General features: G+C 71.1%; 23 protein-coding genes, 1 tRNA gene and 2 pseudogenes. 9 read left to right on the plus strand and 17 right to left on the minus strand.

The window, feature by feature from the left end; genetic code table 11:
- Positions 1-30: 30 nt before the first annotated feature.
- From ACFXMF_RS10510 to ACFXMF_RS10525, 4 genes and pseudogenes are all read right to left on the minus strand, one after another.
- Positions 31-312 (minus strand): annotated as a pseudogene (locus tag ACFXMF_RS10510) (DUF3618 domain-containing protein); the annotation flags it as partial.
- A 304-nt stretch (positions 313-616) separates the two neighbouring features.
- Positions 617-1,393 carry an ABC transporter ATP-binding protein gene (locus ACFXMF_RS10515; RefSeq protein ID WP_360307434.1) on the minus strand — a complete coding sequence of 259 codons (777 nt, stop codon included), beginning with the start codon at positions 1,391-1,393 and terminating at the stop codon, positions 617-619.
- Positions 1,390-2,151 carry a cobalt ECF transporter T component CbiQ gene (gene cbiQ, locus ACFXMF_RS10520; protein WP_360307437.1) on the minus strand — a complete coding sequence of 254 codons (762 nt, stop codon included), beginning with the start codon at positions 2,149-2,151 and terminating at the stop codon, positions 1,390-1,392. The genes ACFXMF_RS10515 and cbiQ overlap by 4 nt, the downstream gene beginning before the upstream one ends.
- Positions 2,152-2,153: 2 nt before the next feature.
- Positions 2,154-3,193: pseudogene (locus tag ACFXMF_RS10525) on the minus strand (energy-coupling factor ABC transporter permease).
- Positions 3,194-3,435: 242 nt separating this feature from the next.
- Between ACFXMF_RS10525 and bcp the strand changes: the two are divergent.
- Together bcp and proP are read left to right on the plus strand one after the other, a co-directional pair.
- Entirely contained in the window at positions 3,436-3,912 is a 477-nt protein-coding gene (gene bcp, locus ACFXMF_RS10530) for a thioredoxin-dependent thiol peroxidase (RefSeq protein ID WP_360307440.1), read from the plus strand.
- Positions 3,913-3,987: 75 nt separating this feature from the next.
- On the plus strand, positions 3,988-5,463 hold the full coding sequence (gene proP / locus ACFXMF_RS10535) for a glycine betaine/L-proline transporter ProP (protein ID WP_379987661.1): 1,476 nt from the start codon (positions 3,988-3,990) through the stop codon (positions 5,461-5,463).
- Positions 5,464-5,481: 18 nt separating this feature from the next.
- Here proP and ACFXMF_RS10540 read toward each other — a convergent pair whose 3' ends face one another.
- The 3 genes from ACFXMF_RS10540 to ACFXMF_RS10550 form a co-directional block, all read right to left on the minus strand.
- A complete protein-coding gene (locus tag ACFXMF_RS10540) occupies positions 5,482-7,161 on the minus strand; it encodes an amidohydrolase (RefSeq protein ID WP_360307446.1) in 1,680 nt (559 codons plus the stop codon).
- Positions 7,162-7,219: 58 nt separating this feature from the next.
- A complete protein-coding gene (locus tag ACFXMF_RS10545; RefSeq protein WP_379987621.1) occupies positions 7,220-8,692 on the minus strand; it encodes a purine-cytosine permease family protein in 1,473 nt (490 codons plus the stop codon).
- Positions 8,693-8,812: 120 nt separating this feature from the next.
- A complete protein-coding gene (locus tag ACFXMF_RS10550) occupies positions 8,813-8,950 on the minus strand; it encodes a hypothetical protein (protein WP_360307449.1) in 138 nt (45 codons plus the stop codon).
- Positions 8,951-8,984: 34 nt separating this feature from the next.
- Between ACFXMF_RS10550 and ACFXMF_RS10555 the strand changes: the two genes are divergently transcribed.
- The 3 genes from ACFXMF_RS10555 (at position 8,985) to ACFXMF_RS10565 (ending at position 10,463) form a co-directional block, all read left to right on the plus strand.
- Positions 8,985-9,533 carry a TetR/AcrR family transcriptional regulator gene (locus ACFXMF_RS10555; protein WP_379987623.1) on the plus strand — a complete coding sequence of 183 codons (549 nt, stop codon included), beginning with the start codon at positions 8,985-8,987 and terminating at the stop codon, positions 9,531-9,533.
- 179 nt (positions 9,534-9,712) lie between these two features.
- Positions 9,713-9,796: transfer RNA gene (locus tag ACFXMF_RS10560), tRNA-Leu, on the plus strand.
- A 97-nt stretch (positions 9,797-9,893) separates the two neighbouring features.
- Complete coding sequence (locus ACFXMF_RS10565; RefSeq protein WP_360307454.1) at positions 9,894-10,463, plus strand: hypothetical protein; 570 nt, start codon at positions 9,894-9,896, stop codon at positions 10,461-10,463.
- A 61-nt stretch (positions 10,464-10,524) separates the two neighbouring features.
- Here the strand turns inward: ACFXMF_RS10565 and gndA are convergent, their stop codons facing one another.
- Positions 10,525-11,961 carry an NADP-dependent phosphogluconate dehydrogenase gene (gene gndA, locus ACFXMF_RS10570; RefSeq protein ID WP_379987663.1) on the minus strand — a complete coding sequence of 479 codons (1,437 nt, stop codon included), beginning with the start codon at positions 11,959-11,961 and terminating at the stop codon, positions 10,525-10,527.
- Positions 11,962-12,205: 244 nt separating this feature from the next.
- Here gndA and ACFXMF_RS10575 point away from each other — a divergent pair, with 244 nt between their 5' ends.
- Together ACFXMF_RS10575 and ACFXMF_RS10580 are read left to right on the plus strand one after the other, a co-directional pair.
- Positions 12,206-13,435, plus strand: a complete 1,230-nt coding sequence (locus ACFXMF_RS10575; protein ID WP_379987627.1) for an MFS transporter — start codon at positions 12,206-12,208, stop codon at positions 13,433-13,435.
- Between the two features lie 138 nt (positions 13,436-13,573).
- Positions 13,574-14,227 (plus strand): hypothetical protein, encoded by a 654-nt coding sequence (locus ACFXMF_RS10580; protein WP_360307460.1) that lies wholly within the window; start codon positions 13,574-13,576, stop codon positions 14,225-14,227.
- A gap of 43 nt (positions 14,228-14,270) precedes the next feature.
- On the opposite strand, the gene ACFXMF_RS10585 is transcribed toward ACFXMF_RS10580, so the two are convergent.
- Positions 14,271-14,903: a helix-turn-helix domain-containing protein gene (locus ACFXMF_RS10585; protein ID WP_360307463.1), complete on the minus strand. Its 633-nt coding sequence runs from the start codon at positions 14,901-14,903 to the stop codon at positions 14,271-14,273.
- A 43-nt stretch (positions 14,904-14,946) separates the two neighbouring features.
- Here ACFXMF_RS10585 and ACFXMF_RS10590 point away from each other — a divergent pair, with 43 nt between their 5' ends.
- Positions 14,947-15,273 carry a rhodanese-like domain-containing protein gene (locus ACFXMF_RS10590; RefSeq protein ID WP_360307466.1) on the plus strand — a complete coding sequence of 109 codons (327 nt, stop codon included), beginning with the start codon at positions 14,947-14,949 and terminating at the stop codon, positions 15,271-15,273.
- A 73-nt stretch (positions 15,274-15,346) separates the two neighbouring features.
- Here the strand turns inward: ACFXMF_RS10590 and ACFXMF_RS10595 are convergent, their stop codons facing one another.
- The 4 genes from ACFXMF_RS10595 to ACFXMF_RS10610 form a co-directional block, all read right to left on the minus strand.
- Positions 15,347-15,808 carry a hypothetical protein gene (locus ACFXMF_RS10595; protein ID WP_360307469.1) on the minus strand — a complete coding sequence of 154 codons (462 nt, stop codon included), beginning with the start codon at positions 15,806-15,808 and terminating at the stop codon, positions 15,347-15,349.
- Positions 15,809-15,920: 112 nt separating this feature from the next.
- Positions 15,921-16,361, minus strand: a complete 441-nt coding sequence (locus ACFXMF_RS10600) for a DUF6325 family protein (RefSeq protein ID WP_360307471.1) — start codon at positions 16,359-16,361, stop codon at positions 15,921-15,923.
- A gap of 212 nt (positions 16,362-16,573) precedes the next feature.
- A complete protein-coding gene (locus ACFXMF_RS10605) occupies positions 16,574-19,192 on the minus strand; it encodes a PQQ-binding-like beta-propeller repeat protein (RefSeq protein ID WP_379987631.1) in 2,619 nt (872 codons plus the stop codon).
- A 64-nt stretch (positions 19,193-19,256) separates the two neighbouring features.
- Positions 19,257-20,003 carry a hypothetical protein gene (locus tag ACFXMF_RS10610; protein ID WP_379987633.1) on the minus strand — a complete coding sequence of 249 codons (747 nt, stop codon included), beginning with the start codon at positions 20,001-20,003 and terminating at the stop codon, positions 19,257-19,259.
- 378 nt (positions 20,004-20,381) lie between these two features.
- Here ACFXMF_RS10610 and ACFXMF_RS10615 point away from each other — a divergent pair, with 378 nt between their 5' ends.
- A complete protein-coding gene (locus ACFXMF_RS10615; protein WP_360307480.1) occupies positions 20,382-20,912 on the plus strand; it encodes a cell division protein SepF in 531 nt (176 codons plus the stop codon).
- A gap of 75 nt (positions 20,913-20,987) precedes the next feature.
- On the opposite strand, the gene ACFXMF_RS10620 is transcribed toward ACFXMF_RS10615, so the two are convergent.
- The 4 genes from ACFXMF_RS10620 to ACFXMF_RS10635 all read right to left on the minus strand — a co-directional run bounded on the left by ACFXMF_RS10620 (position 20,988) and on the right by ACFXMF_RS10635 (position 24,192).
- Positions 20,988-21,599, minus strand: coding sequence for an NTP transferase domain-containing protein (locus ACFXMF_RS10620; RefSeq protein WP_379987635.1), 612 nt, complete (start codon positions 21,597-21,599; stop codon positions 20,988-20,990).
- A 123-nt stretch (positions 21,600-21,722) separates the two neighbouring features.
- Positions 21,723-22,937: a HAMP domain-containing sensor histidine kinase gene (locus tag ACFXMF_RS10625; protein ID WP_360307486.1), complete on the minus strand. Its 1,215-nt coding sequence runs from the start codon at positions 22,935-22,937 to the stop codon at positions 21,723-21,725.
- Entirely contained in the window at positions 22,934-23,623 is a 690-nt protein-coding gene (gene cseB, locus ACFXMF_RS10630) for a two-component system response regulator CseB (RefSeq protein ID WP_360307489.1), read from the minus strand. The genes ACFXMF_RS10625 and cseB overlap by 4 nt, the downstream gene beginning before the upstream one ends.
- On the minus strand, positions 23,620-24,192 hold the full coding sequence (locus ACFXMF_RS10635; RefSeq protein WP_360307492.1) for a hypothetical protein: 573 nt from the start codon (positions 24,190-24,192) through the stop codon (positions 23,620-23,622). Before ACFXMF_RS10635 ends, cseB begins: the two co-directional genes overlap by 4 nt.
- Positions 24,193-24,223: the final 31 nt, after the last annotated feature.

Consider the following 24,223-nt stretch of genomic DNA (forward strand, 5'->3'; position numbering starts at 1 on the left):
GCGAGGTCGGCCCGGCGTCGGTGCGGGACCTCAGCGCTTCTTGCCGGCCTTGCCGTTCTTGTCGCCCTTGCCGCGGCTCTTGACCAGTACGACCAGCAGGAGCAGCCCCGCCACCCCGCCCACCAGCGGCACGATCCGCTCGGTGCGCGGTGCGCCCGTGTCGCTGTCGATGAACTGCGCCCGGACCTTGTCCTTCGCGCGCGCCGCGACGTTGGCCGGCTTCACCCGATCGACGATCTCGTCCAGCGTCACCGCCAGATTGGCCCGGGCGGCCTCGATGTCCCGCTCGATCTGCTGCGGCGAGCGCCGGTCCGGCTGGTCGCCGGTCGACGGCTTGTCGACGGCCTCCCCGGCCTTGTGCCCGGCGTTCGAACCGTCGGCCTTGTGCGCACCGTTCACCGACTCCACCCGACTCCGCTCAGCGTGTGCCGTCACCGGACGGCCCAACGCCGCCCGGCCTTGCCGCTCCAACTCCGCCGGAGACAGTTCCCGCCCGTGGTCGCTCACAACCCGTCCTCTCCGGCCCCTGCGCTCGTGTGTTCCCCAAGTCTGTCAGGTGCAGCCCCGCACCCGTGTCAACCGGGTGGCGTGGCGCGGGCGGACGGGGTCGAGCCGGTCAGGCCGGGACCGACGACGGGTCGAAACCGTACGGCAGTTCCAGCCGGTGGGCGGCCATCAGGTCGCGATCCAGGAGCAGCTCGCGGGTGGTCCCGTCGGCGACCACGACGCCGCCGGCCAGCACCAGCGCGCGCGGACACAGCTCCAACGCGTAGGGCAGGTCGTGGGTCACCATCAACACGGTGACGTCGAGCGAACGCAGTACCTCGGCCAACTCGCGCCGGCTCGCCGGGTCCAGGTTCGAGGAGGGCTCGTCCAGGACCAGGATCTCCGGCTCCATCGCGAGCACCGTGGCCACCGCGACCCGGCGGCGCTGGCCGTAGCTGAGGTGGTGCGGCGGGCGATCGGCGAAGCCGGCCATGCCCACCCGGGCCAGGGCGTGTTGTACGCGTTCCTCCAGCGCGGCGCCGCGCAGGCCCAGGTTGGCCGGGCCGAACGCGACGTCCTCGCGGACCGTGGGCATGAACAGTTGGTCGTCCGGGTCCTGGAAGACGATGCCGACCCGGCGACGGATCTCGCGCAGGTGCTCCTTGGCCACCGGCAGCCCGGCCACCTCGACGGTGCCGGCGCCCGCGGTCAGGATGCCGTTGAGGTGCAGCACCAGGGTGGTCTTGCCGGCGCCGTTGGGGCCGAGCAGGGCGACCCGTTCGCCCCGGGCGATGGTCAGGTCGACGCCGTACAGCGCCTGATGGCCGTCGGGGTAGGCGTAGGCGAGGCCGCGGACGGCCAGCGAGGGGGCGGCGGTCGGTTCGCTCACGTGAGGTACTCCGTTCATAGGGTCCGCGCACCCGCCCAGACCACGAGCGCCGCCGCCGGCAGCGCCGCGGCGGCGGCCCAGTGCGCACCGCTCGCCCGAGTGTCCAGGATTACCGGCATGGTCCCGGTGTAGCCCCGGCTGAGCATGGCCAGGTGCACCCGCTCGCCGCGTTCGTAGGAGCGGATGAACAGCGCGCCGGCGGACTTGGCCACCGCCGGGGTCTGCCGCAGGTCGCGCGCGACGAAGCCGCGGGACTCGCGGGCGATCCGCATCCGGCCCATCTCGGCGGTGATCACCGCGCCGTAACGCAGCATGAACGACATGATCTGGACCAGCAGCGGTGGCATCCGCAACTTCTGCAGGCCCAGCAGCAGGTCGCGCAGTTCGGTGGTGGCCGCGAGCAGGACTCCGGCGATCACGCCCAGGGTGCCCTTGGCCATGATGTTCCAGGCGCCGAGCAGGCCGTCCCGGCTGACCGACAGGCCCAGCACCTCGACGCTCGGCCCGTTCGCCACGAACGGCAACAGCAGCGCGAAGCCCACGAACGGCAGCTCGACGAGCATGCGCCGCAGCAGGAAGCCGGCCGGCACCCGGGCGAGCGCGGCGACGGCGGCGAGCAGCACGGCATACCCGCCGAACGCCCAGTAGACCTCGCGCGGTGTGGACACGGTGACCAGCACGAAGGCGACCAGCGAGAGCAGTTTGCAGTGCGGGGGCAGTCGATGGAGCGGCGAGTCGCCGGGTCGGTACAGCCGATGGCCGTGTCCTGCGGACATGATCAGGCGCCGTCGCCCGCGCCGGAGTCGGCGGTGCGGGCACCCGCCGGGTCGGTGCCGGTGGAACGCTTGCGGACCAGCCGGAAGACGCCGGTGCCGACGAGCAGGGTGGCACCCACGCCGATCACGCCGGCCAGACCGCCGGAGAGCCGCTCGTTGTGCACGCCCTTGACGGTGTAGTCGGCCAGCGGGCCGTCCTTCATCTGGTGTTCCTGCTCCTTGGCGTCGATGCCCTTGTCCGCGGACACCTTCTCCAGGCCGTCCGGGCTTTGGCTCGCGTAATAGCTCACGAAACCGGCCAGCACGAGGGCGAGCAACGCGCCCGCGATCAGCAGGGTGCGAGTACGGACGCGGGTCATCGGGATCCCCCTGCCGAGCGCAGTTCGAGCGGGCGCGCGAGGCCGCGAGCGCCGTGGACGAGGTCGGGCCGGACCGCGAGCACGCTGGAGACGGTGGCCGCGGTGATGATCGCCTCGCCGATGCCGATCAGCACGTGCACGCCGATCATCGCGCCGGCCACCTTGCCGATCGACACGTCGGTGGTCCCGCCGATCGCGTAGAAAACGGTGAACACGCAGGCCGCCGCGGGCACCGAGACGAGCGCGCCGACGAACGCGGCGATCGGCACCGACGAGTGCCGGGCCGGCAGCAGGCCCAGCACGAGGCGGAACAGCCCGTAGCCGACCACGACGGTCACGATGCCCATGATGGTGATGTTCAGGCCCAGCGCCGTCAGGCCGCCGTCGGCGAAGAACAGACCCTGCATCAGCAGCACCACCGCCACGCACAACACGCCGGTGTACGGGCCGACCAGGATCGCGGCCAGGGTGCCGCCCAGCAGATGGCCACTGGTGCCGCCGGCCACGGGGAAGTTGAGCATCTGGACCGCGAAGACGAAGGCCGCGACCAGGCCGGCCAGCGGCGCGGTGCGCTCGTCCAGCTCCCGGCGCGCGCCGCGCAGGCCGACGGCGATCCCGGCGACGGCGACGACTCCGGCCCCCGCGGATACCGGGCCGTCGATGAACCCGTTGGGTATGTGCATGTGACGCCTCCCGAAATGCCGGATTCGGCTGTGGGATTTTATGGCTTGTGGCCGCAACTGCAAAAGGCTCGCAATTGGGTGATCGAGGCAACAACGGCGCACGGGGGGCGTTCTTTGCCCGGCTTTGACGAACGACGCCCCTGCGGGACGCGCGACCGCGCCGCGGCGCTCGGGAGCCGAATCGGTCGGACGGCAGCGCTAGCGTGGCGGCATACGTTGCCGAGCGATCCGAGGAGTTCTTCGTGAGCGACCGCCTCCAGGCGGGCGACACCGCCCCCGCCTTCACCCTGTCCGACGCCGACGGCAAGGACGTCTCGCTGTCCGACTACGCGGGCCGCAAGGTCATCGTGTACTTCTACCCGGCCGCACTGACCCCGGGCTGCACCAAGCAGGCGTGCGACTTCACCGACAACCTGGAGCTGCTCGCCGGCGCGGGCTACGACGTGGTCGGCATCTCGCCGGACAAGCCGGAGAAGCTCGGCAAGTTCCGGGAGAAGGAGAAGCTCACGGTGACGCTGGTCGCCGACCCGGACAAGAGCACGCTGGAGGCGTACGGCGCGTTCGGCGAGAAGACCATGTACGGCAAGACCGTCAAGGGCGTGATCCGCTCCACGTTCGTCGTCGACGAGAGCGGCCGGATCGAGCGGGCGCTCTACAACGTGCGCGCGACCGGTCACGTCGCCAAGCTGATCAAGGACCTCAAGCTCGACGCGGCCTGAGCTCGCTCGGACGCTCCGCTCGGAGCTCCGTAGAACGGCCCCGATTCGCCCGATCTTCGGGTGATTCGGGGCTTTTTGCGCGTAATCCTGTGTCGTGCCCCGTCTTGCGCGGCGGTCTGCCCCAACCTGGAGCGCGGGGCGACCGCAGGACGAGGGAGACAGGTGCGCGAGGAAGACATCACGGTCGTCGACACCAAGACGGTGGACACCGCGGTCCGGGCGACCATGCTCGGCAACGCCATGGAGTGGTACGACTTCGGCATCTACGCCTACATGGCGGTCACGATCGGGAAGGTGTTCTTTCCGTCCGGGAACGACACCGCGCAGACGTTGTCCTCGTTCGCGACGTTCGCCGCCGCGTTCCTGGTCCGACCGCTCGGCGGCTTCTTCTTCGGGCCGCTCGGCGACCGGATCGGGCGCAAGAAGGTGCTCGCGATCACCATGCTGATGATGGCGAGCGGCACATTGTGCATCGGGCTGATTCCGGGCTACGACACGATCGGCTTCCTGGCGCCGGTGTTGCTGATCCTGTTCCGGATGCTCCAGGGCTTCTCGGCCGGTGGCGAGTACGGCGGCGCGAGCACCTTCATCGCCGAGTACGCGCCGGACAAGCGGCGCGGGTTCTACGGCAGCTTCCTGGAGTTCGGCACGCTGATCGGCTACATCCTGGCGGCGAGCCTGGTCACCCTGTTGACCGCGGTGCTCAGCGAGCACGAGATGCGGTCGTGGGGTTGGCGCATCCCGTTCCTGGTGGCCGGTCCGATCGGGGTGATCGGGCTGTATCTGCGGTTGCGGCTGGAGGAGTCGCCGGCGTTCGCGAAGGTGCTGGAACGGTCGGCGGCGGGCGAGGGCGACGATGCCGGGAGCGGGTCGGAGACCCTGAGCGAGTTCAAGCGCATCTTCCTCGGCCAGCGGCGCGCGATGATCATCTGCATCGCGCTGGTCGCGGCGTACAACATCAACGACTACATGCTGTTGTCGTACATGCCGACCTATCTCTCCGACACCCTCGGCTACGACGAGACGCACGGCCTGTTGCAGATCGTCGTGGTGATGGTCGTGCTGCTCGCGGTGATCCACCCGCTGGGCGCGCTGACCGACCGGATCGGCCGTAGGCCGGTGATCATCGCCGGCTGCGTCGGCTTCATCGTGCTGCCGCTGCCGTGCTTCGTACTGCTCCAGACCGGCCGGCTGGTGCCGATCTTCATCGGCCTGCTGATCCTGGGCCTGGTCCTGGTCTGCTTCCTGGCCACCATGTCCGCCGCGTTGCCCGCCCTGTTCCCGACCGAGATCCGCTCCGGAGCGTTGTCCGTCTCGTTCAACATCTCGGTTTCGCTGTTCGGCGGCACCACCCCGTTCGTGAGCGAGGCGCTGGTCAGCGGGACGGGCAACGACTACATGCCGGCCTTCTACATGATGCTCGCGGCCGTCGTGGGCCTGGTCGCCGCGATCTCGATGACCGAGACCGCGCGCAAGCCGCTGATGGGCTCGCCCCCGGCGGTGGAAACGATCGAGGAGGCCCGCGAACTGGTGGCGGCGCAGCGACCGTAGGCGGCACGGCGGGGCCGGTCAGGCGGGGTGCACGGCTTCGGTGGTGCGCTCGGCTTCGGTGGTGTGCACGATCTCGCCGCCGACCGCGACGATCTCGCAGACCGTGCCCAAGATGTCGGCCGGGGCGATGGTCATGACGTCCCGGGAGAGCACGACGAAGTCGGCGAGCTTGCCGACGGTCAGCGAACCGCGCTCGTGCTCAAGGAAGTTGGCGTACGCCGAGCCCATCGTGTAGCCGCGCACCGCGGTCTCGACGTCGAGCGTCTCGGTCGGGATCCAGGACGGGCCGCCGGCCAGCGGCGCCCGGGTGAGCGCGGTGTACACGCCGACCATCGGGTCCATCTCGGCCACGTTCCAGTCGCTGGACAGCGCCAACACCGCGCCCGCCGCGTGCAGGCTCCGCATCGGCCACGCCTTGTGCCAGCGCTCCTCGCCGACGTTCTCCGCCCAGTCCCGACCCGGTCCGGCGATCTCCGGCGCGCAGTGCCTCGGCTGCATGCAGGCGACCACACCCAACTCGGCGAAGCGCGACACGTCCGCCGGGTCCAGGCATTCCACGTGCACGACCTGGTGCCGCGCGTCGCGTGCGCCGTTGACCGTACGGGCGTGCTCGACCGCGTCCAGGACGGTACGGATGCCCCGGTCGCCGGTGGCGTGCACGAAGCACTGGAAGCCGCGGCCGTCCAGCTCGGCCAGCAGGTCGGCGAACTCCTCGGCCGGGTAGAACGTCTCGCCCCGGTGGTGCGCACACCCGCGGTACGGTTCCAGGAGCGCGGCGGTGCGCGGCTCGACCACGTCGTCGATGTACAGCTTGAGCGGCCCCACCCGCAGCCGGTCGTCGGCGTACGTGCGGGCGGCCTCGGCGAACTCGTCCAGGTCGGCCGCGGTGGTGCCGCGCGGGTGGAACAGCGCCGCGACGACGCGCGAGCGCAGCCGGCCCTCGTGTCGGGCACGGGTGTACAGGGCCAGGTCGTCGAGCGAGTTCTGCGGCTCGACCACGGTGGTGATGCCGAACCGGATCGCGTCGTCCAGGCTCTTGGCCAGCCGGCCGTACTGCCGGTCGGCCGAGGCCCAGGGCAGACCCAGCTCGCGCAGCGCCCGGTGCCCGTCACGGGAGAGCCCGCGGACCGCGAAGTCCTTGACGAAGCCGGTCGGCTCGCCCGTCTCCGGGTCCTTGTCCACCCGGCCGAACGGCAGGATGTCGCTGTCCCGGGTGATCCCGAGCCGCTTGATCGCCGCGCTGTTGAGCCACGCGGTGTGCACGTCGTAGCTGAGCACGAAGGCCGGCACCGCGCCCGTGACCGGGTCCAGGTCGCTCGCCCGCGGCATCCGGCCGTCCGGGATCGCCGAGTAGTCGAACGCCTCGGCCTCGATCCACTCGGCGTCCGGGTTGGCCGCCAGCCAGGTGCCGATCCGCTCGTGGATGCCGGCCAGCGTGCGCACGCCCGCCAATTGCACGCACGCGTCGTCCGAGCCCAGCCGCACGTGGTTGTGCGCGTCGACGAAGCCGGGCAACACCCGCCGCCCGGCGCCGTCGAGTACGACGGTGTCCGGACCGATCCAGGCCGCGGCGTCGGCGTCCGCCCCCACCCAGGCGATCCGGCCCGCGCGCACCGCGAGTGCCTCGGCCTCGGGCAGGTCGGGGTCCACGGTGTGCAGGCGGGCGTTGCGCAGGACCAGATCGGCGGTGTGGGACACGGTGGCTCCAGGGGGGTGGCGCGGAAACGTGGTGCGGGGTGGTTGGTTTCGGGGTCGATCAGCGCTCGGCGAATTGCGGTTCGCGGCGGGCGAGCAGCCAGTACAGGCCGCCGGAGACGACCGTGCCCAGCAGGGTGAAGTCGCCGTCGAAGGTCTCCACCAGTGCGCCGGTCCACAGCGCGGACTCGGCGGTCAGGCAGGCGAAGACGATGCCGGCGGCGAGCGCGATCATCCCGGCGGGGTGGAAACCGCCGCGATACCGGTAGGCGCCGCCGCGCAGGTCGTGCAGGCCGTCGGCGTCGTAGCGGCAGCGGCGCATCAGCGTGTCCGCGATGAACACCCCGCCCCACGGCGCGAACACCACCACGAGCACGGACAGGAAGCTGGTCAGGTTGTCGGTGAAGTTGCCGTTGAACAGCGCCCACAACGAGCCGACCAGGATGCACGCAGTGCTGACCAGGATGCCCTTGGAGCGCGACCACGGGATGCCGAGCACCTGGAGGTTCAGGCTGGAGGAGTACAGGGTCAGGATCGAGTTGGTGATCGAGCCGCCCACCACGAGCAGCAGGAACAGCGCCTCGAACCAGTTCGGCACCAGGTCGGCGACACCGGCCACCGGGTCGGTCATGTCCGCCTGGGTGGCGGCGGCCACGCCGACCACGCCGAGCAGCACCGAGGAGAGCATTCCGCCGGCCGCGCCCCACAGGGTGATCGAGCGCAGCGAGGTGTCCCGGGGCAGATAACGGGTGTAGTCCGAGGGCATCGGCAGGTAGGAGATCGGGCCGGCGACCAGGACGAGCACGGCGAGCGAGATCGCGTGGAAGCTGTTCGAGGTCTCCGGCGCGGCTCCGGTCTCCAGGCCCGGGACCACGAACAGGATCAGCAGGCCGAAGCCGATGCCCAGCACGTAGGCCATCCAGCGTTCGGCGGCCTGCACGGTGGCGTGCCCCCACATCGCCACGGCGAAGGTGAGCGAGAGGGTGATCGCGAGCGCGACCACCCGGGCGAGGTCGCCGCCGGCCCAGCCGAGCTTGGCGAACAGCCCTTCGAGCGCGAAGGTGCCGACCACGGTGTTGAGGATGGTGTATCCGATGCCGACCACCCAGTTCAGCAGGCCGGCCGGGAAGTTGCCGTGTACGCCGAACGCGGCGCGCGAGATCACCAGCGTCGCGGTGCCGGTGCGGACCCCGGCCAGGCCGAGCGCACCGACCGCGAAGAAGGACAGACCGGTGACCACCACCACGGCGATGGCGGCCCAGAAGGAGAGGCCGAACATCACCGCGAGGGTGCCGTTGATGACGAACGTGAACGACAGGTTCGAGCCGAACCAGAGCCAGAAGACGTCCTTGGCGCTGCCGTGTCGTTCGTCGTCCGGGATCGGGTCGATCCCGCGGGTTTCCACCTGGAAGAGCTCGTCGGAGGCGACACCCCGGCCGAAGCCGGGCGGGTCGGCGGCGGGGGTGGTGCGCGGGGCGGCGGATGCGTCGCCGCTTGCCGCGCCGCTCGTGGAGTCCGTGCGGGGCAGGGTCACCGGACCTCCTCCTCATGGTGTGCGGTGTGGCCTTCGTGGGCGTTCGGGCCGAACCCGAAGCTTGAATGGCATTCAAGAACTTTGAACGCCACTCAAGGTGCGCTGCGAGCAAGGAAGGTGTCAAGAGTTCGTGGCGAACCCGACCAGAATTTGACCGTCGTTCAAGGTCGGCGTGGCCGGCGGGATAGGGTCGAGCCCTTGCGCGAGCGGGTCGTGGGTCGGCCGCGCGATCGAAAGGCGGGTGTCGGTGGTGGCCACGCGGCGGAGCGACGGTCGGATCGCCCAGGATCGGATGCTCGAGGAGGCCATAACGGCGATCGCCGAGCACGGCCTGGCCAAGCTGACCATGTCCGGTCTCGCGGAGCGCCTGGGCACCAGCGGCGGGCACATCCTGTACTACTTCGGCAGCAAGGATCGGTTGTTGCTGGCCGCGCTGCGCTGGAGTGAGGAGCGGTTGGGCGAGGAGCGGGCCCGGCTGCTCGCGCGCCGGGTCGCGGCCGATCGCAAGCTCGACCTGTTCCTGGGCCTGTACCTGCCGGTCGGCCCGCGCGATCCGCGCTGGATGTTGTGGCTGGAGCTGTGGGCCAGGACGGCCGGCAACGTGGAACTGCGGGTCGCGCAGGACGAGATCGACCTCGGCTGGCACGCCGACCTGGTCACCGTCCTGACCCGGGGTGCGGAGCGCGAGGTATTGCTGATCGACGATCCGGACGCGGTCGCCTCGGAGTTGCTCGCGCTGTTGGAGGGGCTGAGTACGCGCACGGTGCTCGGACTGGGCGGGACGACTCGGGAGAGCGCGTTGGCGCTGGCGCGGCGGGCGACCGGGCGGCTGATCCGCTGAGGGACGGGCGTCGCGGGCCACCGCGGGGGCGGCTCGGGAACGGCTTCGAGGTCGACTCGACGTCGGCTCGGGCTCGGCCGGATGGTTGGTCGTGGGGGGATATATGCCGGCCGGTCGATCCGGTGGGCACTAGCATGAGGCGTGGTCGACCTCGGGGCGTTGTCGCGCAGGTCGGTCGCGCGGCCGTGGCGCAATTGGTTGACGCAGCAGGTTTAGGTCCTGCCGTCCGAGAGGATATGAGGGTTCGAGTCCCTTCGGCCGCACAAGTGGTGGTTTTCCGGTGATTGTCGGCCGGTCTTGTGCTGGCGGGTTCGACCCCGCGCACGCTAGCTTGCGGCATGTCGTCCCTGGGGAGGCGCCATGCACTGCGAGTACTGTCCGAAGGTTTCCGGCGGCCGGGTGCAGACACCGCCCGCCGAGATGATCGTGCCGAAGATCGCCGGTGACTGGGTGGGGTGGGTGCGGGCCGCCGAGGGGCGGGTCGAGACGCTCGGGCGGGCGGTGCCGGCCAAGCCCGACGCGGACTGTGTGATGAGCTTCGGCCGGCGGATTTTCGAGGGCTCGCCCAAGCGCGGGCTGCACGCCGAGATGGATTGCCTCCAGCAGGCCCGGATGCACGGACTGCCTTTGGAATCGGGCGAGTTCACGGATACCGCGATGGAGGTCGGCGGGGGCTGCTGTCTGCTCTGCGCCACCGGGCTGGCCGCGGTGGGCATCCGGCGGGTGCCGGCCGTGGACCCCGATCCGAACGTGTGCGTGAGCTGGCACGCGCCGGCGTTCCTGTTCGAGGATCCGCTGTTGTGCGTGGGGCTGATGGGTGAGCGGGCGGCGCATCTGTGGCTGCGGCACCTGACGCCGCCGGTGCGTCGACAGTTGCGCGGGTCGTTGACGGGCGCGATGACGCGGCTGCTGGCGGGGCGCTGGGAGTGAGGTGATCCGGACCGGCAGCGGCCGTGTGGTGGCCGCTGCCGGTGGCCGGCTCCGCCCTCGATCAGACCGAGTGCTCGGTGCGGTCGCCGGACCACTCGGTGTGGAAGGAACCCTCGCGGTCCACCCGGCGGTAGGTGTGCGCACCGAAGTAGTCCCGCTGCCCCTGGATCAGCGCGGCTGGCAGGCGGGGCGAGCGCAGGCCGTCGTAGTAGGACAGCGCGGCGGCGAAGCCCGGGGTGGGGATGCCCAGTTCGGCGGCGGTGACGACCACCCGACGCCAGGCGTCCTGGGCGCCGGCGATCGCGTTTCGGAAGTAGTCGGCGGTCAGCAGCGAGTCGGGCTTGCGGTCGGCCTCGTACGCCTCCCGGATGCGATTCAGGAAGCGGGCCCGGATGATGCAGCCGCCACGCCAGATCTCGGCGACCTTACCGGGATCGATCGACCAGTCGTATTCGGCACTGCCTGCCTCGATCTGATGGATGCCCTGCGCGTACGCCACGATCTTGGACGCGTACAGCGCCTGCTCGACATCGTCGGCGAAGCGGTCGGCCGCGTCCGCGTCGAGCGTGGTGCGGGTCGGACCGGGCAACTCCCGGGCCGCCGCGCGCAGGTCGGCGTGTCCGGACAACGACCGGGCGAACACCGCCTCGGCGATACCGCTGACCGGAACACCGAGGTCCAGCGCGGTCTGCACGGTCCATCGGCCGGTGCCCTTCTGCTCGGCCCGGTCCTGGACCACGTCGACGAACGCCCGGCCGGTGGCCGCGTCGGTGTGCGCGAGTACCTCGGCGGTGATCTCGATCAGGTAGGACTCCAGTCGGCCGGAGTTCCAGGTCCGGAACACCTCGGCGATCCGGCCGGGTTGCCACCCCAGCGCGCGATCGAGCAGGTCGTACGCCTCGGCGATCAGCTGCATGTCGGCGTACTCGATGCCGTTGTGCACCATCTTGACGAAGTGACCGGCGCCGTCCGGGCCCATGTGCGCGCAACACGGCACACCGTCGACCTTCGCGGCGATGTCCTCCAGGATCGGGCCGAGCGCGGCATACGACTCGGGGGAGCCGCCCGGCATGATGCTCGGGCCGAGCAGCGCGCCCTCCTCGCCGCCGGAGATCCCGGAGCCGACGAAGTGGATCCCGCGCTCGCGCAGCGCGGCCTCGCGCCGGCGGGTGTCGGCGAAGTGCGCGTTGCCGCCGTCGACGATCATGTCGCCGGGTTCGAGCAGCGCGGCGAACTCGTCGATCACCGCGTCGGTGGGCGCACCGGCCTTGACCATGATCACCAGCCGCCGAGGCGGCTCCAGTAGTGCGACGAACTCCTCGGCGGTGTCGGCGGGCAGGAAGGTGCCCTCGTCGCCGAACTCGTCGACCAACGCCCGGGTCTTGGCCGAGGTCCGGTTGTGCACGGCGACGGTGTGCCCGTGCCGCGCGAAGTTGCGGGCCAGGTTGCGCCCCATCACGGCCAGGCCGGTCACACCGATACGGGCTCGCTCCGCCATGTTGGTCAACTCCTGCTGTTCGTGCGGGTGGATCACCTTGATCACTGCGACAACATCGTCCGCGTCCGCGGTTAATCCCCACCGGCAACACGCCGGCCGGCTCGACCGCATGGCTGCACGTGGCGCATCACGATCAGCGGAGCGGTCGCGGCGGGTGGCCCCGCGGCCGGCCCCCCCGAATCCCGAGGCGGTCGGGGGCATCTCGCGGGTGCCGACCGGCCTTTGCGGCCGGCAGCATCGCGGGATGCGTCGGAATGCGAATGTCGTGCTCTCCGTGGTGGCCGCCGCCTACGGGTTGTCCTCGATGGGCGACCAGATGGCCATGGTCGTGTTGACCCTGCGATTACACGATCAAGGACGGTCCGGGGTGGTGATCTCGGCGTTGGTGATCGCGAGCGTGTTGCCGATCGTCGTGGTCGGGCCGTTGGCGGGTCCGTTGCCGGATCGGGTGGAGAGTGGTCGGCTGGTGGTGACGGTGACCGGGCTCCAGGCGGCGGTGGCGCTCGGGTTGGCGTTCACCACGGACGTCGTGGCCACCATCGTGCTGCTGGCACTGCTGGGCGCCGGTTTGGCGGTGGTCTCGCCGACGCTTCAGCTCCTGGTACCCGAGATCGTGGGCGACGCGGACACGACCCGAGGGTTCGCGCGCCTGGAGACGTTTCGCTCGGTCGGCAACGTGGCGGGGCCGGCCCTGGCCGGGGTGCTGGTCGCCGTGGTCGGTGATCGGGCCGTTCTGCTGGGCAACGCGGGGTCCTTCGCGGTGGTGGCCGCGGTGTTCGTCGTCCTGCGGATCCGCCGCGAGCCGGCCGCCGGCGACGCTCGACTCGGGTGGCTCGGCCAGGTGCGCCAGGGGGTCGGCGTGCTCGGCGGCGACCGGTTGTTGCGGGTGGCGATCCCGGCGCTGGCGACCGCGATCGTGTTCACCGCGATGCTGAACGTGGCGCGGGTCTTCTTCATCCGGGACGATCTGGGCGCCTCGGACGCGGGCTACGGGTGGCTGGTCACCGGCCACACCGTCGGCATGCTCCTCGCCGCCGCGTTCCTGGCCGCGCGCATCCCGTTGGCCTGGCAACCCCGGGTCCTGGCCGGGGCCGGGGCGATGATGGGCGGGGCCCTGTTCGTCAGCGCGACCGTACCGATCCTCGCCGTCGCCTTCGTCGCCTTCGTCCTGACGGGCGTGGCCAACACCCTCCAGAACCTGGCCATCCGCAACCTGATCCACGCCCGCGTTCCACGGGAAACCCGAGGCCGCGCGTTCGCCTCCTCCAGCGCGGCCCTCAACGCCGCGAACCTGACCGGCACGGCCCTGGGCGGCCCGACGGCAACCTCCCTCGGCGGCGCGGGCGCCCTGCAACTGGCGGGCGCCGGCACCCTGTTGGCCTCCCTGGCCGCCGCCCCGGTCCTGTTCCGCCGGCAACCGGCAAAGCCCACCACCCAACCGACCCCACCCGTGCCAAGGCCCGCCGGCGACTGACCCCGGATCCTCAGTCGAGCGTGTACTCGACGGACAACTCGCGACCGACACCGAGAACTTCCGTCGCATACTCGGTCGGGACGCCATGCGGAGAAATCCGGTTGTCCGAGGGTTGTGCGCACCGGTACCCATGTGGCCATGAAGTCATCGATTCGCCGTACCCGGCACGCGTTGCCGCGAGGTGAGGCCGAGGTCTGGGCGCCGGTCGCCGCGCGGTACGGGATACCGCCGTACGGCTGCAAGTACCTGTACACCGCCGGCGTGCTGCGCGAATACATCGCGTCGGCGGGCTTGTTGGTGACGCAGGGGCAGTACCTCGCCGCCGCGTCGCTGTCGCTCGACGGGGCCGAACTCGTCGGGCGATGCGTCTCGGAGCGCACCGAACAGGGCGTCACGCAGCGGTTGCGCAATGGGCTGAACCATCTGGAGAACCTGGAGACGGTCGCGGAGGGTGAGTCCGTTCCCGAGTCCGACGCCCTGGTCAAGCTGCGCGGTTTCACGGCCCACCCCAGCCTCGAACCCCCTGCGGGGTCGGAACTGCAGTTCTCCCACCGGACGTTCGAGTACCTTCTCGACCGCTTGGCGCTGGCCGTCGACCGCCTGTGGACGGACGCCGATGCGAGCGTCGTGCGCAAGTTCTCCGGCGCGAAGATCGCCCCGATGCGCACGGACGGGGAAAGCCGGTACGTCGAAAGTCTGCTCGCGCATCTCGACACGGGGGGCACGCCGGGCACGCGGATCCCATACGAGGAGAGTTGGCGGGTGCACTCCGCGACGGGGGTCGGTCGCTGACGCTGCGGATCGCCGGGAGCGGCCGCAGCGCCGGCGGGGCCCGTCAGCGGTGCTCGGGGCGCGCTGCGGCCCGAGCCGACCGGATCGCACCCGCGCGGATTCGTTTCGGGCCCAGCTCCGGGAGCAGGGCGGTGACGTGTTCGGCTGCCAGGGGTGCCAGGAGTGTGTGGGCCGTGTGTTCCGGGTCGGGGGTCGTCGCGTCCAGCAGGATCGTCACGTGGCGGTGCCAGAAGCGGTACGCGCCGATGCGGTAGCGGGCGCCGGGGGAGGCGGTTTCCGACATGCGGATCAGGTCCAGGTGTTCCAGTAGGTAGTCGAGGTAGGCGTCGACGAACGCGGGGAGGCGTTCCGCCGCCGGGGCTCCCGGGCCCAGGGGTGGCGGGCCGTGCAGGATCGCCTCCTGCAAGACCCGCTCCCGGGCGTCCAGGAGCGCCGCGGCCAGGCCGGACTTGTCGCCGAAGCGGCGGAACAGCGTGCCCTTGCCGACTCCGGCCGCCGTTGCCACCTGGTCCATCGATACCGCTGCGACGCCGTGTTCGGCGAAGAGCCGTGCGGCGGCTTCCAGGACTGCGGCTCGGTTGCGGGCGGCGTCGGCGCGTTCCTTGGGGGGTGGGGTGCGGAGGAGGTCCAGGGGGATTGCGGAAGCGGACTGCGGTCCGTTAGCGTCTCTTGGCACAAGCGGACTATAGTCCGATTCTCTGTGAGGTGGAGGCACCGCCATGACCGCACTCATCACCCGGGACGAACTGCGCGCCGAGATCGCCGCCGGCACCGTGACCGTCGTCGACGCGCTCGGTGGGGAGTACTGGGCCAAGCAGCACCTGCCCGGCGCGCTCGCCCTGGTCCGGGACGAGGTCGACACCCTCGCCCCGACCCTCCTGCCCGACCGCGACGCGGCGATCGTCACGTACTGCTCGAACACCGCCTGCCCGAACAGCGGCCAAGTCGCCGACCGGCTGACGCGTCTGGGCTACACCAACATCCGCAAGTACGCCGAGGGCATCGAGGACTGGACCGCCGCGGGCCTCCCGACCGAATCGGCCTGATTCGGGCGCGGCGCGAAGAGGGAGGGCCGAGGCGAATCACCTCGGCCCTCCCTCGGTTCGATCCGACGTCGGCCTACTGCGGGGCGTCCGTCAGGTCGGTGATTCGGCCGCCGGCGAGGGGGACTTGGTACCAGACGTCGATGGTGGAGTCGCCGAAGTGTTCGGTGACGATCACCGTGGCGCTGCCGGCGCCGCTGCCTTCGTAGCGGACGTCGCGGCTCTGGGGGGTGTTCTGGGCGCGGAAGACGGGGTCGGCCCCGTGCTCCTCGGCCCACTGGTCCAGGCGGGCGTTGAGGTCGGGGGTGAGGAATTCGTTGCGGACCTCGGTCGGGTTCATGTTCGGGTTGGTGCCGTTGACGGCCGAGAGGTATTGGTCGTAGAAGGCGGTCACCTTCTCCACGACGCCGATCTGTCGGGTCTGGGTCACGCCGGGCGGGGAGCCCTCCGCGGCGAGTGCCGGAGCGGCGGCGCCGGCGGTGAGGAGGAGTCCGGCGGCCAGGGTGATGGCGGCCGTGCGGCGAATGTTGGTGGTCATGTCGACCTCCGCTTGCTTGGGGATGGCCCTTGCATTGGTGGAGACGGCCAACCGGTAGGGTGGGTTGCGATATTTTGCCCTACTTTGCCATTCGGGAATCGATTCGTTTTCTTCAGGTGCCGTCGGGTGTCCCGGCCAGCGCTTCCTCGGCGTCGTCCAGTACGGACTGCGGCAACCGGGTGTAGGAGAGCAACCGGCCGCCCGAATCGCGGATTCGGGTCGCCACCTCGCGGGCCCAGATGTTCTCCACGAACAGCACCACCACGAGCGAGTCGGGCGGCATGACCTGCCCGATCTGGTCGGCGTCCTCGTCCCCGGCCAGCCCCAACATCTCGCGCGCGGCCAACTCCGCCGCCATGTCGCGCAGCCCCTCGAACTCGCTGACCTCGTGGCTGCTCACCTCGCCCGCGATGTCCTTGACCACGATCATCGCGTCGATCAACCGCACGTCGCCGCGCTCCTCGACCGACTCGAACGCTTCCAGTACGGACGAGGTCAGCCGCTGGCCCGGAAAGCCCAACACGATGGCGTCGACAGGTCCCAACTCGGCCATGCTTCCTCGTCTCGGGGAGGGGGAGGGGAGGGAGGGGAAGGAATGTGCAGGGGATGTGCGGGGGCGGAGTGGGCGATCCGCCCACAACTTCGTTCCCGTTCCCGCTTCGCGCCCATTCATGTGTGGCCCGCCCGAGCCGGGCCGCGCGAGCCGCGCGACCGCCCGCTCGTCCGAGCGCCCACCCGGGCCGCCCGCCCGAGCCCCCTCCGGGCTCACCCCTCGTACGCGACCACCGATGCCTCCGGCTTCGGGGTGTCCGGGCGCTGCCATTGCCCGAGGTAGACGTTGCCCTTCGCCGACACCACCCGGGACGACACCGGCGCCGGCAGGACGACCTGCCAGGCCGGTTCGCCGGTCTTCTCCGTCAGCGCGAACAGGTGCGCGGCGTCGTCGCCACTCGCATTGCTCGACGTCGCGTCCATCGCGACGTATACCTTGCCGTCCGCCACGACCGGTGTCTCCAGCGCGCCGCGGGACGGCATTTCGCGCTTCCAGACGAGATTGCCGGTCTTCGCCTCCAGCGCGTGAACCGCGCCCTTGGCCACCGACGTGGCCGGCCCGTTCGTGGGCGGCGCGGTGCCCGAGGCGGTGGGCGGTACGCCGGCCTGCGCCTTGGAGGGGTGGCTCGCGACGTAGACGGTGTCGCCCACCCGGGTGATCCCGCTGACGTTGCGGGTCTCCATCTCGTACTTCCACACCTGTGCGCCGGTGAGCGGATCCACCGCCACCACACCCGACCGGGCCGTGTCGTCGGCCCCCTCGTAGACCAGGAACGCGGTGTCGCCGGCGAGCGTGAGACCGCCGGTGGCTCCGCCCTTGACCGGGATCGGGCCCCAGACCGCGGCGCCGGTGGTCGCGTCGCGGGCGTAGCGCTGCCAGGTGTACTGGCCGTTGCTCCGACCCGAGGTCACCAGCGCGAGCACCCGGTCGCCGGCCGGCACCACGTCGCGACCCCACGGGCAGTCCTTGAACGGGATCTCCCACTTGGGCGTACCGCTGCGGTCGTAGGCGCGGATCACCGCCGGGTTCGAGCTGTTCCGGGGCTCGGCGAACACATGGACCAGACCGTTGGCGAACACCGGCGTGGCCGGCAAACCGGTGTCCCTGGACATGTCCGCCTTCCACACCTCCCGGTGGGTGGTCGCGTCGATCGCGACGATCCGGCCGGGGCCGGTGGAGAACGAGTTCTCCTCGGCGACGCCCAGGTACAACAATTCGCCGTCCAGGGCCGCCGGCAGGTTGACCCAGCGGGCCGCGTACTCCAGGACCCAGCGTTGTTCGCCGTTGATCGGGTCGAACGCGTGCACGACGCAGGTCGAGGGCTGGGACGGCTCCGGGACCGATGCCGTGGTGTTCACCGTCCAGGAGACGACGAACACGTGCTTCTTCGTGGTCAGCGGCGCGGACACCGAACTGCCCGCGGTGGCTTTGCGCCAGACCTGTTTGCCGGACTCCGCGTCGATCGCGGTGACCTGGCCCTTGCCGCCGCCCACGCCTTCGGCGACGTGGTAGACGAGGTCGCCCTGCACGCTCAGTGCGCAACCGGCGGCAGCGCCGGCCGGATACGTCCACACCCGTTTGCCCGGATCCGCCTCGTCGCCCATCAACATCCAGCCGATGCCGCCACCCGCCGCGGCCACGGCGATGGCGCCGCCGCCGAACAGGAAGGTGCGGCGGGCCAACGCCCGCTTCCCGAGCGGCGGATCCGGGCTGCCGACGGTCGGCGGCAGGCTCGGCTGCGGCGGTGGCGCGCCAAGTCCGCCCGGCTCAACGGGCCCACCCGGCCCACCCGGCCCACCAAGCGCGCCCGATCCGCCCGTGCCGTTCGAACCGCCCGACGCCGGCCGGCTCGTCGCGGTGGATGCGCCGTCGTCCGTTCCGCCGACCGGGGTCCGAGCAGGCGGCTCCGGCATCTCGTTTGCCACCTCGACCGGCGCCGCCGGATCGTGCAGGTGGCGCCGCTCCAGCTCGGCCGCGAGCCCGGCCGGCAACCACGATGTGGTGGACGGCGGTTCGCCGCCGCCCAGACAGCGCTCCAGCACGGCGATCGGCTCGGGTCGCCGGGTCGGCTCCTTGTCCAGGCACTCGGCGAGCAAGTTCCGGATGATGTCCGGTACTTCGTCCAGCGCCGGTTCGTCGCGCAGCACCCGCAACATCATCTGCAACCGCGGCACCGGCGGATCCCGATGGAACGGCCCGTGTCCGGTGGCCGCGTACACCAGTACCGAACCGAGCGAGAACACGTCGCTCGCCGGCCCGAGCGTGCGCCCGCCCGCCTGCTCCGGCGACATGAAGGCGGGCGATCCGACCACCCGTCCGGTTCCGGTCAGTCCCTGGCCGCCGTCGTCCACCGCACGGGAGATGCCGAAGTCGATCACCCGCAGCCGATCCCGGCCGAGCACGACGTTGGACGGCTTGAGGTCGCGATGGATCAGGCCCGCGCGGTGGATCGCCATCAACGCCTCGGCCAACTGCGCCCCCAGCACGCGCACCGCGCCCCAGGGCAGGGGACCGTACCGGGCGATCACCTCGGACAACGACAGCCCGGTCAGGTATTCGGTGGCCAGCCACGGCGGTTGCGCATCCGGGTCGGCCTCGGCGATCGGCGCGGTCCAGGCGCTGTCCACCCGCCGGGCGAGGTCTATCTCGCGCCGGAACCGGTCCCGGAAGCCGTGGTCGGTCGCGAACTCCGGACGCACGGTCTTGACCGCGACCCGAACCCCGCTCGGGGACGTGCCGAGGAAGACCTCGCCCATCCCGCCCTCACCCAGCCGGCCGCGCAGCCGATACGGCCCGAGCCGCGTCGGATCCCCGTCGCGCAGTGCTTCCATGACCACCGTTCCCCGTTCCGGTCGTTCAGGAGAGGCCACCTTAACCGCCGTCGGGGAACGGGAATCAGCTGCTTCTCCCTCGGAAATACTGTTGCCAGACCTGGGTTTGACGGGTCTCGGGATGATCGGGACCCAGTACCCGGGCGAAGTCGGCGACCAGCGGTCCGTACAGGGCCAGGGCCTCGCCACGATGGCCCGCGAGGCCGCGATTGACCGCGTGTCCCGCCCGGGCGACCAGCGATTCCAGGCAATCGGCGCCCAGGATCCGGATCGAGTCCAGGGCGAGCGCGCCGTACATCGCGGCGGCCCGGAGCGGGTCGCCGGATTCGCCGGTGAACCGGGCCTGGAAGCTGCGCGCGGTCAGGGTGCTCTCCGCCTCGGCGCCCAGCGCGTGCGTCATGTCCGCCGCGAGCTGGGTGAACAGCGCCACCGCGCGCGGTGGTTCGCCGCCCTCGCCGGTGAACCGGGCGTGACACAGCCGCATGTCCAGGGTGACCCAGTCGCCGGGGCCCAGGTGTTGCGCGGCGACCGGGATCAGGCCGGCCAACAATTGGGCGGCGCGCCGGGGATCGCCGTCCAGACCGACGAAGTGCGTATAGGCCCGGCGGATGTTGAGCGTGTCGCGGTCGGTGCTGCCGAGCACCCGACTCGCGACCTCGCCGAGCTGGTGGTAGAGCCGGACGGCCGCCGCGGGATCCTCGCGCATCCCCCACTCCCAGACCGCGCCCACCTGTTCGTTGATGCGGGCCCGCGAGGGATACGGCTCTTCGAGCGGACGAGGGGGCCGCACGATGCGGAAAGGCGAATCCATGCTCACCTCCGAAGATGTCGCATCCGAGTGTGCGACCTGTCCCCGGTCCACCGGTAGAGGTCCGTGCCGGTGCGTCCGTGTCCGTCCCCGACCGGCCGCGGTTCGTGGAATTCGGGTATTCGTACATCAGTTCGAGTTATCGTGTTCGAACGACGCGCCCGGAATTTCGATGCGGTTCGCTTCGAAATGCGCGGATAAAGACCTCAAATGGCGTCAGAAGCCGCACTGGGTACGCCCGTTCGAGGTCGGTTGGATGATCTGTCCGTTTATAGGCGCGTCGTTCGACGCACCAGGCCCGGCACTCGCATACAGTTCGGTCGAGTGGAGGATGACGAGATAGCCCGGACGGGGCCGGGACGAGCGGACGCGGAGGTGCCCATGGGCGCATTGCGCAAGGCCGGCTCGTGGCTCGGGATCGGTTCGGGGGACGTGGACGACGACCTGTACCGCACCGGCGCGGGTGCCTACGAGACCGGTACATACGACGCGGAAGACGACGACACGGGGTCGCGCTGGGTCTACGACGACGAGCCCGAGGAGTCGCGTTCGCGCGCCTTGGAGGGCAGCGTGGTGCCGGCGTCGGAGGTGTTCGCCGCGCGGGCAGCCGCCTCGGAGACGCCGGCTCGGCCGAGCACGCGGATCGCCGTCGTGCACCCGAAGAGCTACCACGAGGCACGGGCGATCGGTGAGTACTTCCGGCAGGACATTCCGGTCGTGATCGACCTGACGTCGATGGACGAGTCGGACGCCAAGCGGGTGGTCGACTTCGCCTCGGGGCTGACCTTCGGCCGCCGAGGTGCGATCGAGCGACTGGCGAAGCGGGTGTTCCTGCTGATGCCGGCCGACGCCCGCCTGCTGACGGGCGATCCGTCGCAGCAGAACCACGACGGGTTCTTCAACCAGGCATAGCACCGGGCTCGGGCGGTGCCGAGCACACGAGACTTCGTACGGACCCGGGCCGGGTGGCCCGGGTCCGTACGGCGTTCAGGGGGTGAGCCGGTCCAGGTCGGCGGGTGTGTCGATGTCGAACGGGTCGGCGATGTCCGCGCATTCGATCAGCCGGACCCGGGCGCGCTGGGCGGCGAGCAGGGTTCGGGCGCCGACGTCGCCTTCGGCGGTACGGGCCAATTCGGCCCACCACGCGCGGCCGAACAACACCGGATGGCCGCGCCGGCCGGTGTAGCCCGCCGCGATCAGGTCCTCGGGCCCGGCGGCCGCGGCGATCAGGCGCGCGACGGCCGCGGCGCCCACGCCGGGCATGTCCACCAGGGTGACCACGACCGCCTCGGCGTCGGTGGGCAGGGCGGCGATGCCGGCGGCGAGCGAGGAGCCCATGCCGCTCGCCCAGTCGTCGTTGCGGACCACGACGGCGCGGGCCAGGTCCGCCTCGGCCAGCACGGTGTCGGCCTCGGCGCCGAGCACCACGACGACCCGGTCACAACCGCCGCGCAACAACTCGCCGATGCCGAACTCGACCAACGGCCGCCCCCGATGCGGCAACCGGGCCTTGGCCCGCCCACCGAGCCGGCGCCCACCACCGGCGGCCAACAACAAACCGACCACAGGACCCACGCGACACTCCTTCTTCGCTGTCATTCGCTTGGGGGAGCGCCGGGCCGCGCCCATGAGGCGAGCCCTCCGCACAACGCGGGCGAGCCCTCCGCACGATGCGGGCACACACCCGCCCGACGCGAGCCGCCCGTCCGAGGCGACCCGCCCTCACGGCGCGGCCGACGCCCCCGACGGCAGGGTCAACTCCGCCACCGCCCCGCCCGATTCCGGATTGGCCAGCGTCAACGACGCGCCCAGTACCGCCGCCTGGCCCATCGCGATGGTCAACCCCAGCCCGTGCCCGCCCACCGCCCGGTCGTCCGTGCCCTTGCGAAACCTGCTGGGCCCCTCGCGGAGCAGCGTGGCCGGGAAACCCGGTCCCGCGTCCCGAACCCGGATGCGCGGCCCGTCCACCTCGACCACCACCGGCGCCAGCCCGTGCTTGGTCGCGTTGGTCAGCAGGTTCGCCAGGATGCGTTCCAGCCGCCGGGGGTCGGTGATCACCACCTCTTCGTCCGCCACCCGCACCTCGGCCGCGGGCGCGATCGTGGCCACACGCCGGGCGGCGAACGCACCCAGCGCCACCTCGGTCAGATCCGCGCGCTGGGTCGCGGTGTCCAACCGGGCGACCTCCAGCACGTCCTCGACCAGCGAGCGCAGCGCCCGGACCCGATCCCGGACCAACTCGCCCGGTCGATCGGTGGGCAGCAGGTCGGCGGCGGCGCTCAACCCGGTCAGCGGGGTGCGCAACTCGTGCGCGATGTCGGCGGTGACCCGGCGCTCGGCGTCCAACCGGGCCTGCAGCGTGTCCGCCATCGCGTCCATCGCGGTGGCCAGTTCGGCGGCCTCGTCCCGATTGCTGCCGCCGATCGCCGCCCGGACCCGGATCGAGCGCTCGCCGGCCGCGACCCGCCGAGCCGCGTCCGCCGCCCGGCGCAGTCGGCGCGACAGCCGCGCCCCGATCAGCACGCCCGCCGCGGCGCCGCACACCACCACGCACACCGCGCCCAGCACCAGGACCCGGTCCAGCGAGGCCAGATCGCTGGTCCGGTCCCGATAGCTGGAGCGCAGCGACAACACGTGCCCGTCCACCCCGACCGCCGCCCAGATCCACCCGTCGGACAACTGGGTGGCCCGATCGCCGTCGCGCACCGCGACCCGCAGCGCCCCGGGCAACGCGGGATCGTCCACCCGGCTGCCGAAGGTCGGCTGCCCGGTCCGGGCGAACTCGCGCAGGGCCAGGTCGATCCGGTCGACCTGGAGCTTGCGCGCCTCGTCCGCCTGCTTGTACGCGAACGCGAAGTGCACGGTCAGGCTCAGCGCGAGGGCGACCGCCACGCTGACCACCGTGACCACCGCGGAGATGCGCCAACGCAGGCTCACCCGGTCGACCCGGCCCGCAACTTGTAGCCGAAACCGCGCACCGTCTCGATCCGGTGCGCGCCGATCTTGTTGCGCAGCCGCTGTACGTGCACATCCACCACGCGTGTGTCCCCGCCCCACGCGTACTCCCACACGCCTTCGAGCAGGGTCTCCCGACCGAGCACCGTGCCCGGCGACTCGGCGAACCGCAACAGCAGCTTCATCTCGGTCGGCGTCAGGGCCAGCACCTTGCCGTTGCGGCGCACCTGCACGCCGTCGGGGTCGATCTCCAGGTCCCCGAAGCGCAGCGGTCCCGGGTCCTGGTCCGGACCCGCGGCGCGTTGCGCGCGGCGCAGCAGGGCCCGGATCCGGGCCAGCAGGACGACGGTGTCGAACGGCTTGGTGACGTAGTCGTCGGCGCCCGCCTCCAGCCCGACCACGATGTCGATCGGGTCGTCGCGGGCGGACACCATGATCACCGGGATCAGGCTCTCCGCGCGGATCCGCCGGCACAGGCTGATCCCGTTCATCAGCGGCAACATCACGTCCAGCAGGGCGAGGTCCGGCCCCTCGGCCCGGAACGCCGCGAGGCCCGCCTCGCCGTCGGCGGCGGTGCTCACCCGAAAGCCGTCGCGTTCCAGATTGAGCTGGGTCGCCTCGCGGATGACCTCGTCGTCCTCGACCAGGAGCACGTGCGGTTTGCTCACGACACAGCCTTTCCATCGACGTCCTCGACGAACTCCGAGCCGTCCCAGCGCAGTCCGACCCCGTGTTCGCCGAACGGGCAGACCGCGGGTTCGCTGCCCTGGTACACCGGCAGTTGCAGTACCAGCATCTGCTTGCCGATCTCGATCCGGCTGCCGGGCTCCTCGGAATCGAACACCCGCTCGGTGCGCCCGTCCTCGAAGAGCCGGTAGACGTACGCGGCCACGTCCCGGCGCACCGTGCAGGTCTCGGCACCGCACTGGAACACCGACACCACCGCGATGGGCACCGGCGGCCCGCTCGTTCCGGGCGCGTTCAGGTATTGCGCGACCACCGGATAGGACGTGCCGCAGGACGGCGTCAGGGCCGCCTTGACCTTGGCGTTCACCCCCGAGTCCTCGCGCAGGACGCGGACCGGGTCGATGCTCAGGCCGGCGCCGGAGGGGGCCGGGGCCAGGGGTATGCCGACCGGGTCCGGCTTGCCCGCGACCCGCACGCCGGAGTCCACCGCGCACCCGGTGATCAGGGCAAACAGCAATAGAACCAGCGGAACGCCACGTTTCACCGACATCCGACCGATCCTACCCGTCGGGCCCTGTTAC

Origin of the sequence: Embleya sp. NPDC059213 (assembly GCF_042754445.1) — a bacterium.
Classification (GTDB): Bacteria; Actinomycetota; Actinomycetes; order Streptomycetales; family Streptomycetaceae; genus Embleya.

Bases quoted from the DNA above. Each gene is read 5' to 3' on its own strand.
- ACFXMF_RS10580 (WP_360307460.1), top strand. From the start codon at position 13,574: ATGAAGTCATCGATTCGCCGTACCCGGCACGCGTTGCCGCGAGGTGAG.
- ACFXMF_RS10615 (WP_360307480.1), top strand. From the start codon at position 20,382: ATGGGCGCATTGCGCAAGGCCGGCTCGTGGCTCGGGATCGGTTCGGGG.
- ACFXMF_RS10515 (WP_360307434.1), bottom strand. From the start codon at position 1,393: ATGAACGGAGTACCTCACGTGAGCGAACCGACCGCCGCCCCCTCGCTG.
- ACFXMF_RS10575 (WP_379987627.1), top strand. From the start codon at position 12,206: ATGCGTCGGAATGCGAATGTCGTGCTCTCCGTGGTGGCCGCCGCCTAC.
- ACFXMF_RS10600 (WP_360307471.1), bottom strand. From the start codon at position 16,361: ATGGCCGAGTTGGGACCTGTCGACGCCATCGTGTTGGGCTTTCCGGGC.
- ACFXMF_RS10635 (WP_360307492.1), bottom strand. From the start codon at position 24,192: ATGTCGGTGAAACGTGGCGTTCCGCTGGTTCTATTGCTGTTTGCCCTG.
- ACFXMF_RS10555 (WP_379987623.1), top strand. From the start codon at position 8,985: ATGCTCGAGGAGGCCATAACGGCGATCGCCGAGCACGGCCTGGCCAAG.
- ACFXMF_RS10620 (WP_379987635.1), bottom strand. From the start codon at position 21,599: ATGACAGCGAAGAAGGAGTGTCGCGTGGGTCCTGTGGTCGGTTTGTTG.
- ACFXMF_RS10610 (WP_379987633.1), bottom strand. From the start codon at position 20,003: ATGGATTCGCCTTTCCGCATCGTGCGGCCCCCTCGTCCGCTCGAAGAG.
- ACFXMF_RS10590 (WP_360307466.1), top strand. From the start codon at position 14,947: ATGACCGCACTCATCACCCGGGACGAACTGCGCGCCGAGATCGCCGCC.
- ACFXMF_RS10605 (WP_379987631.1), bottom strand. From the start codon at position 19,192: ATGGAAGCACTGCGCGACGGGGATCCGACGCGGCTCGGGCCGTATCGG.
- ACFXMF_RS10595 (WP_360307469.1), bottom strand. From the start codon at position 15,808: ATGACCACCAACATTCGCCGCACGGCCGCCATCACCCTGGCCGCCGGA.
- cbiQ (WP_360307437.1), bottom strand. From the start codon at position 2,151: ATGTCCGCAGGACACGGCCATCGGCTGTACCGACCCGGCGACTCGCCG.
- ACFXMF_RS10565 (WP_360307454.1), top strand. From the start codon at position 9,894: ATGCACTGCGAGTACTGTCCGAAGGTTTCCGGCGGCCGGGTGCAGACA.
- gndA (WP_379987663.1), bottom strand. From the start codon at position 11,961: ATGGCGGAGCGAGCCCGTATCGGTGTGACCGGCCTGGCCGTGATGGGG.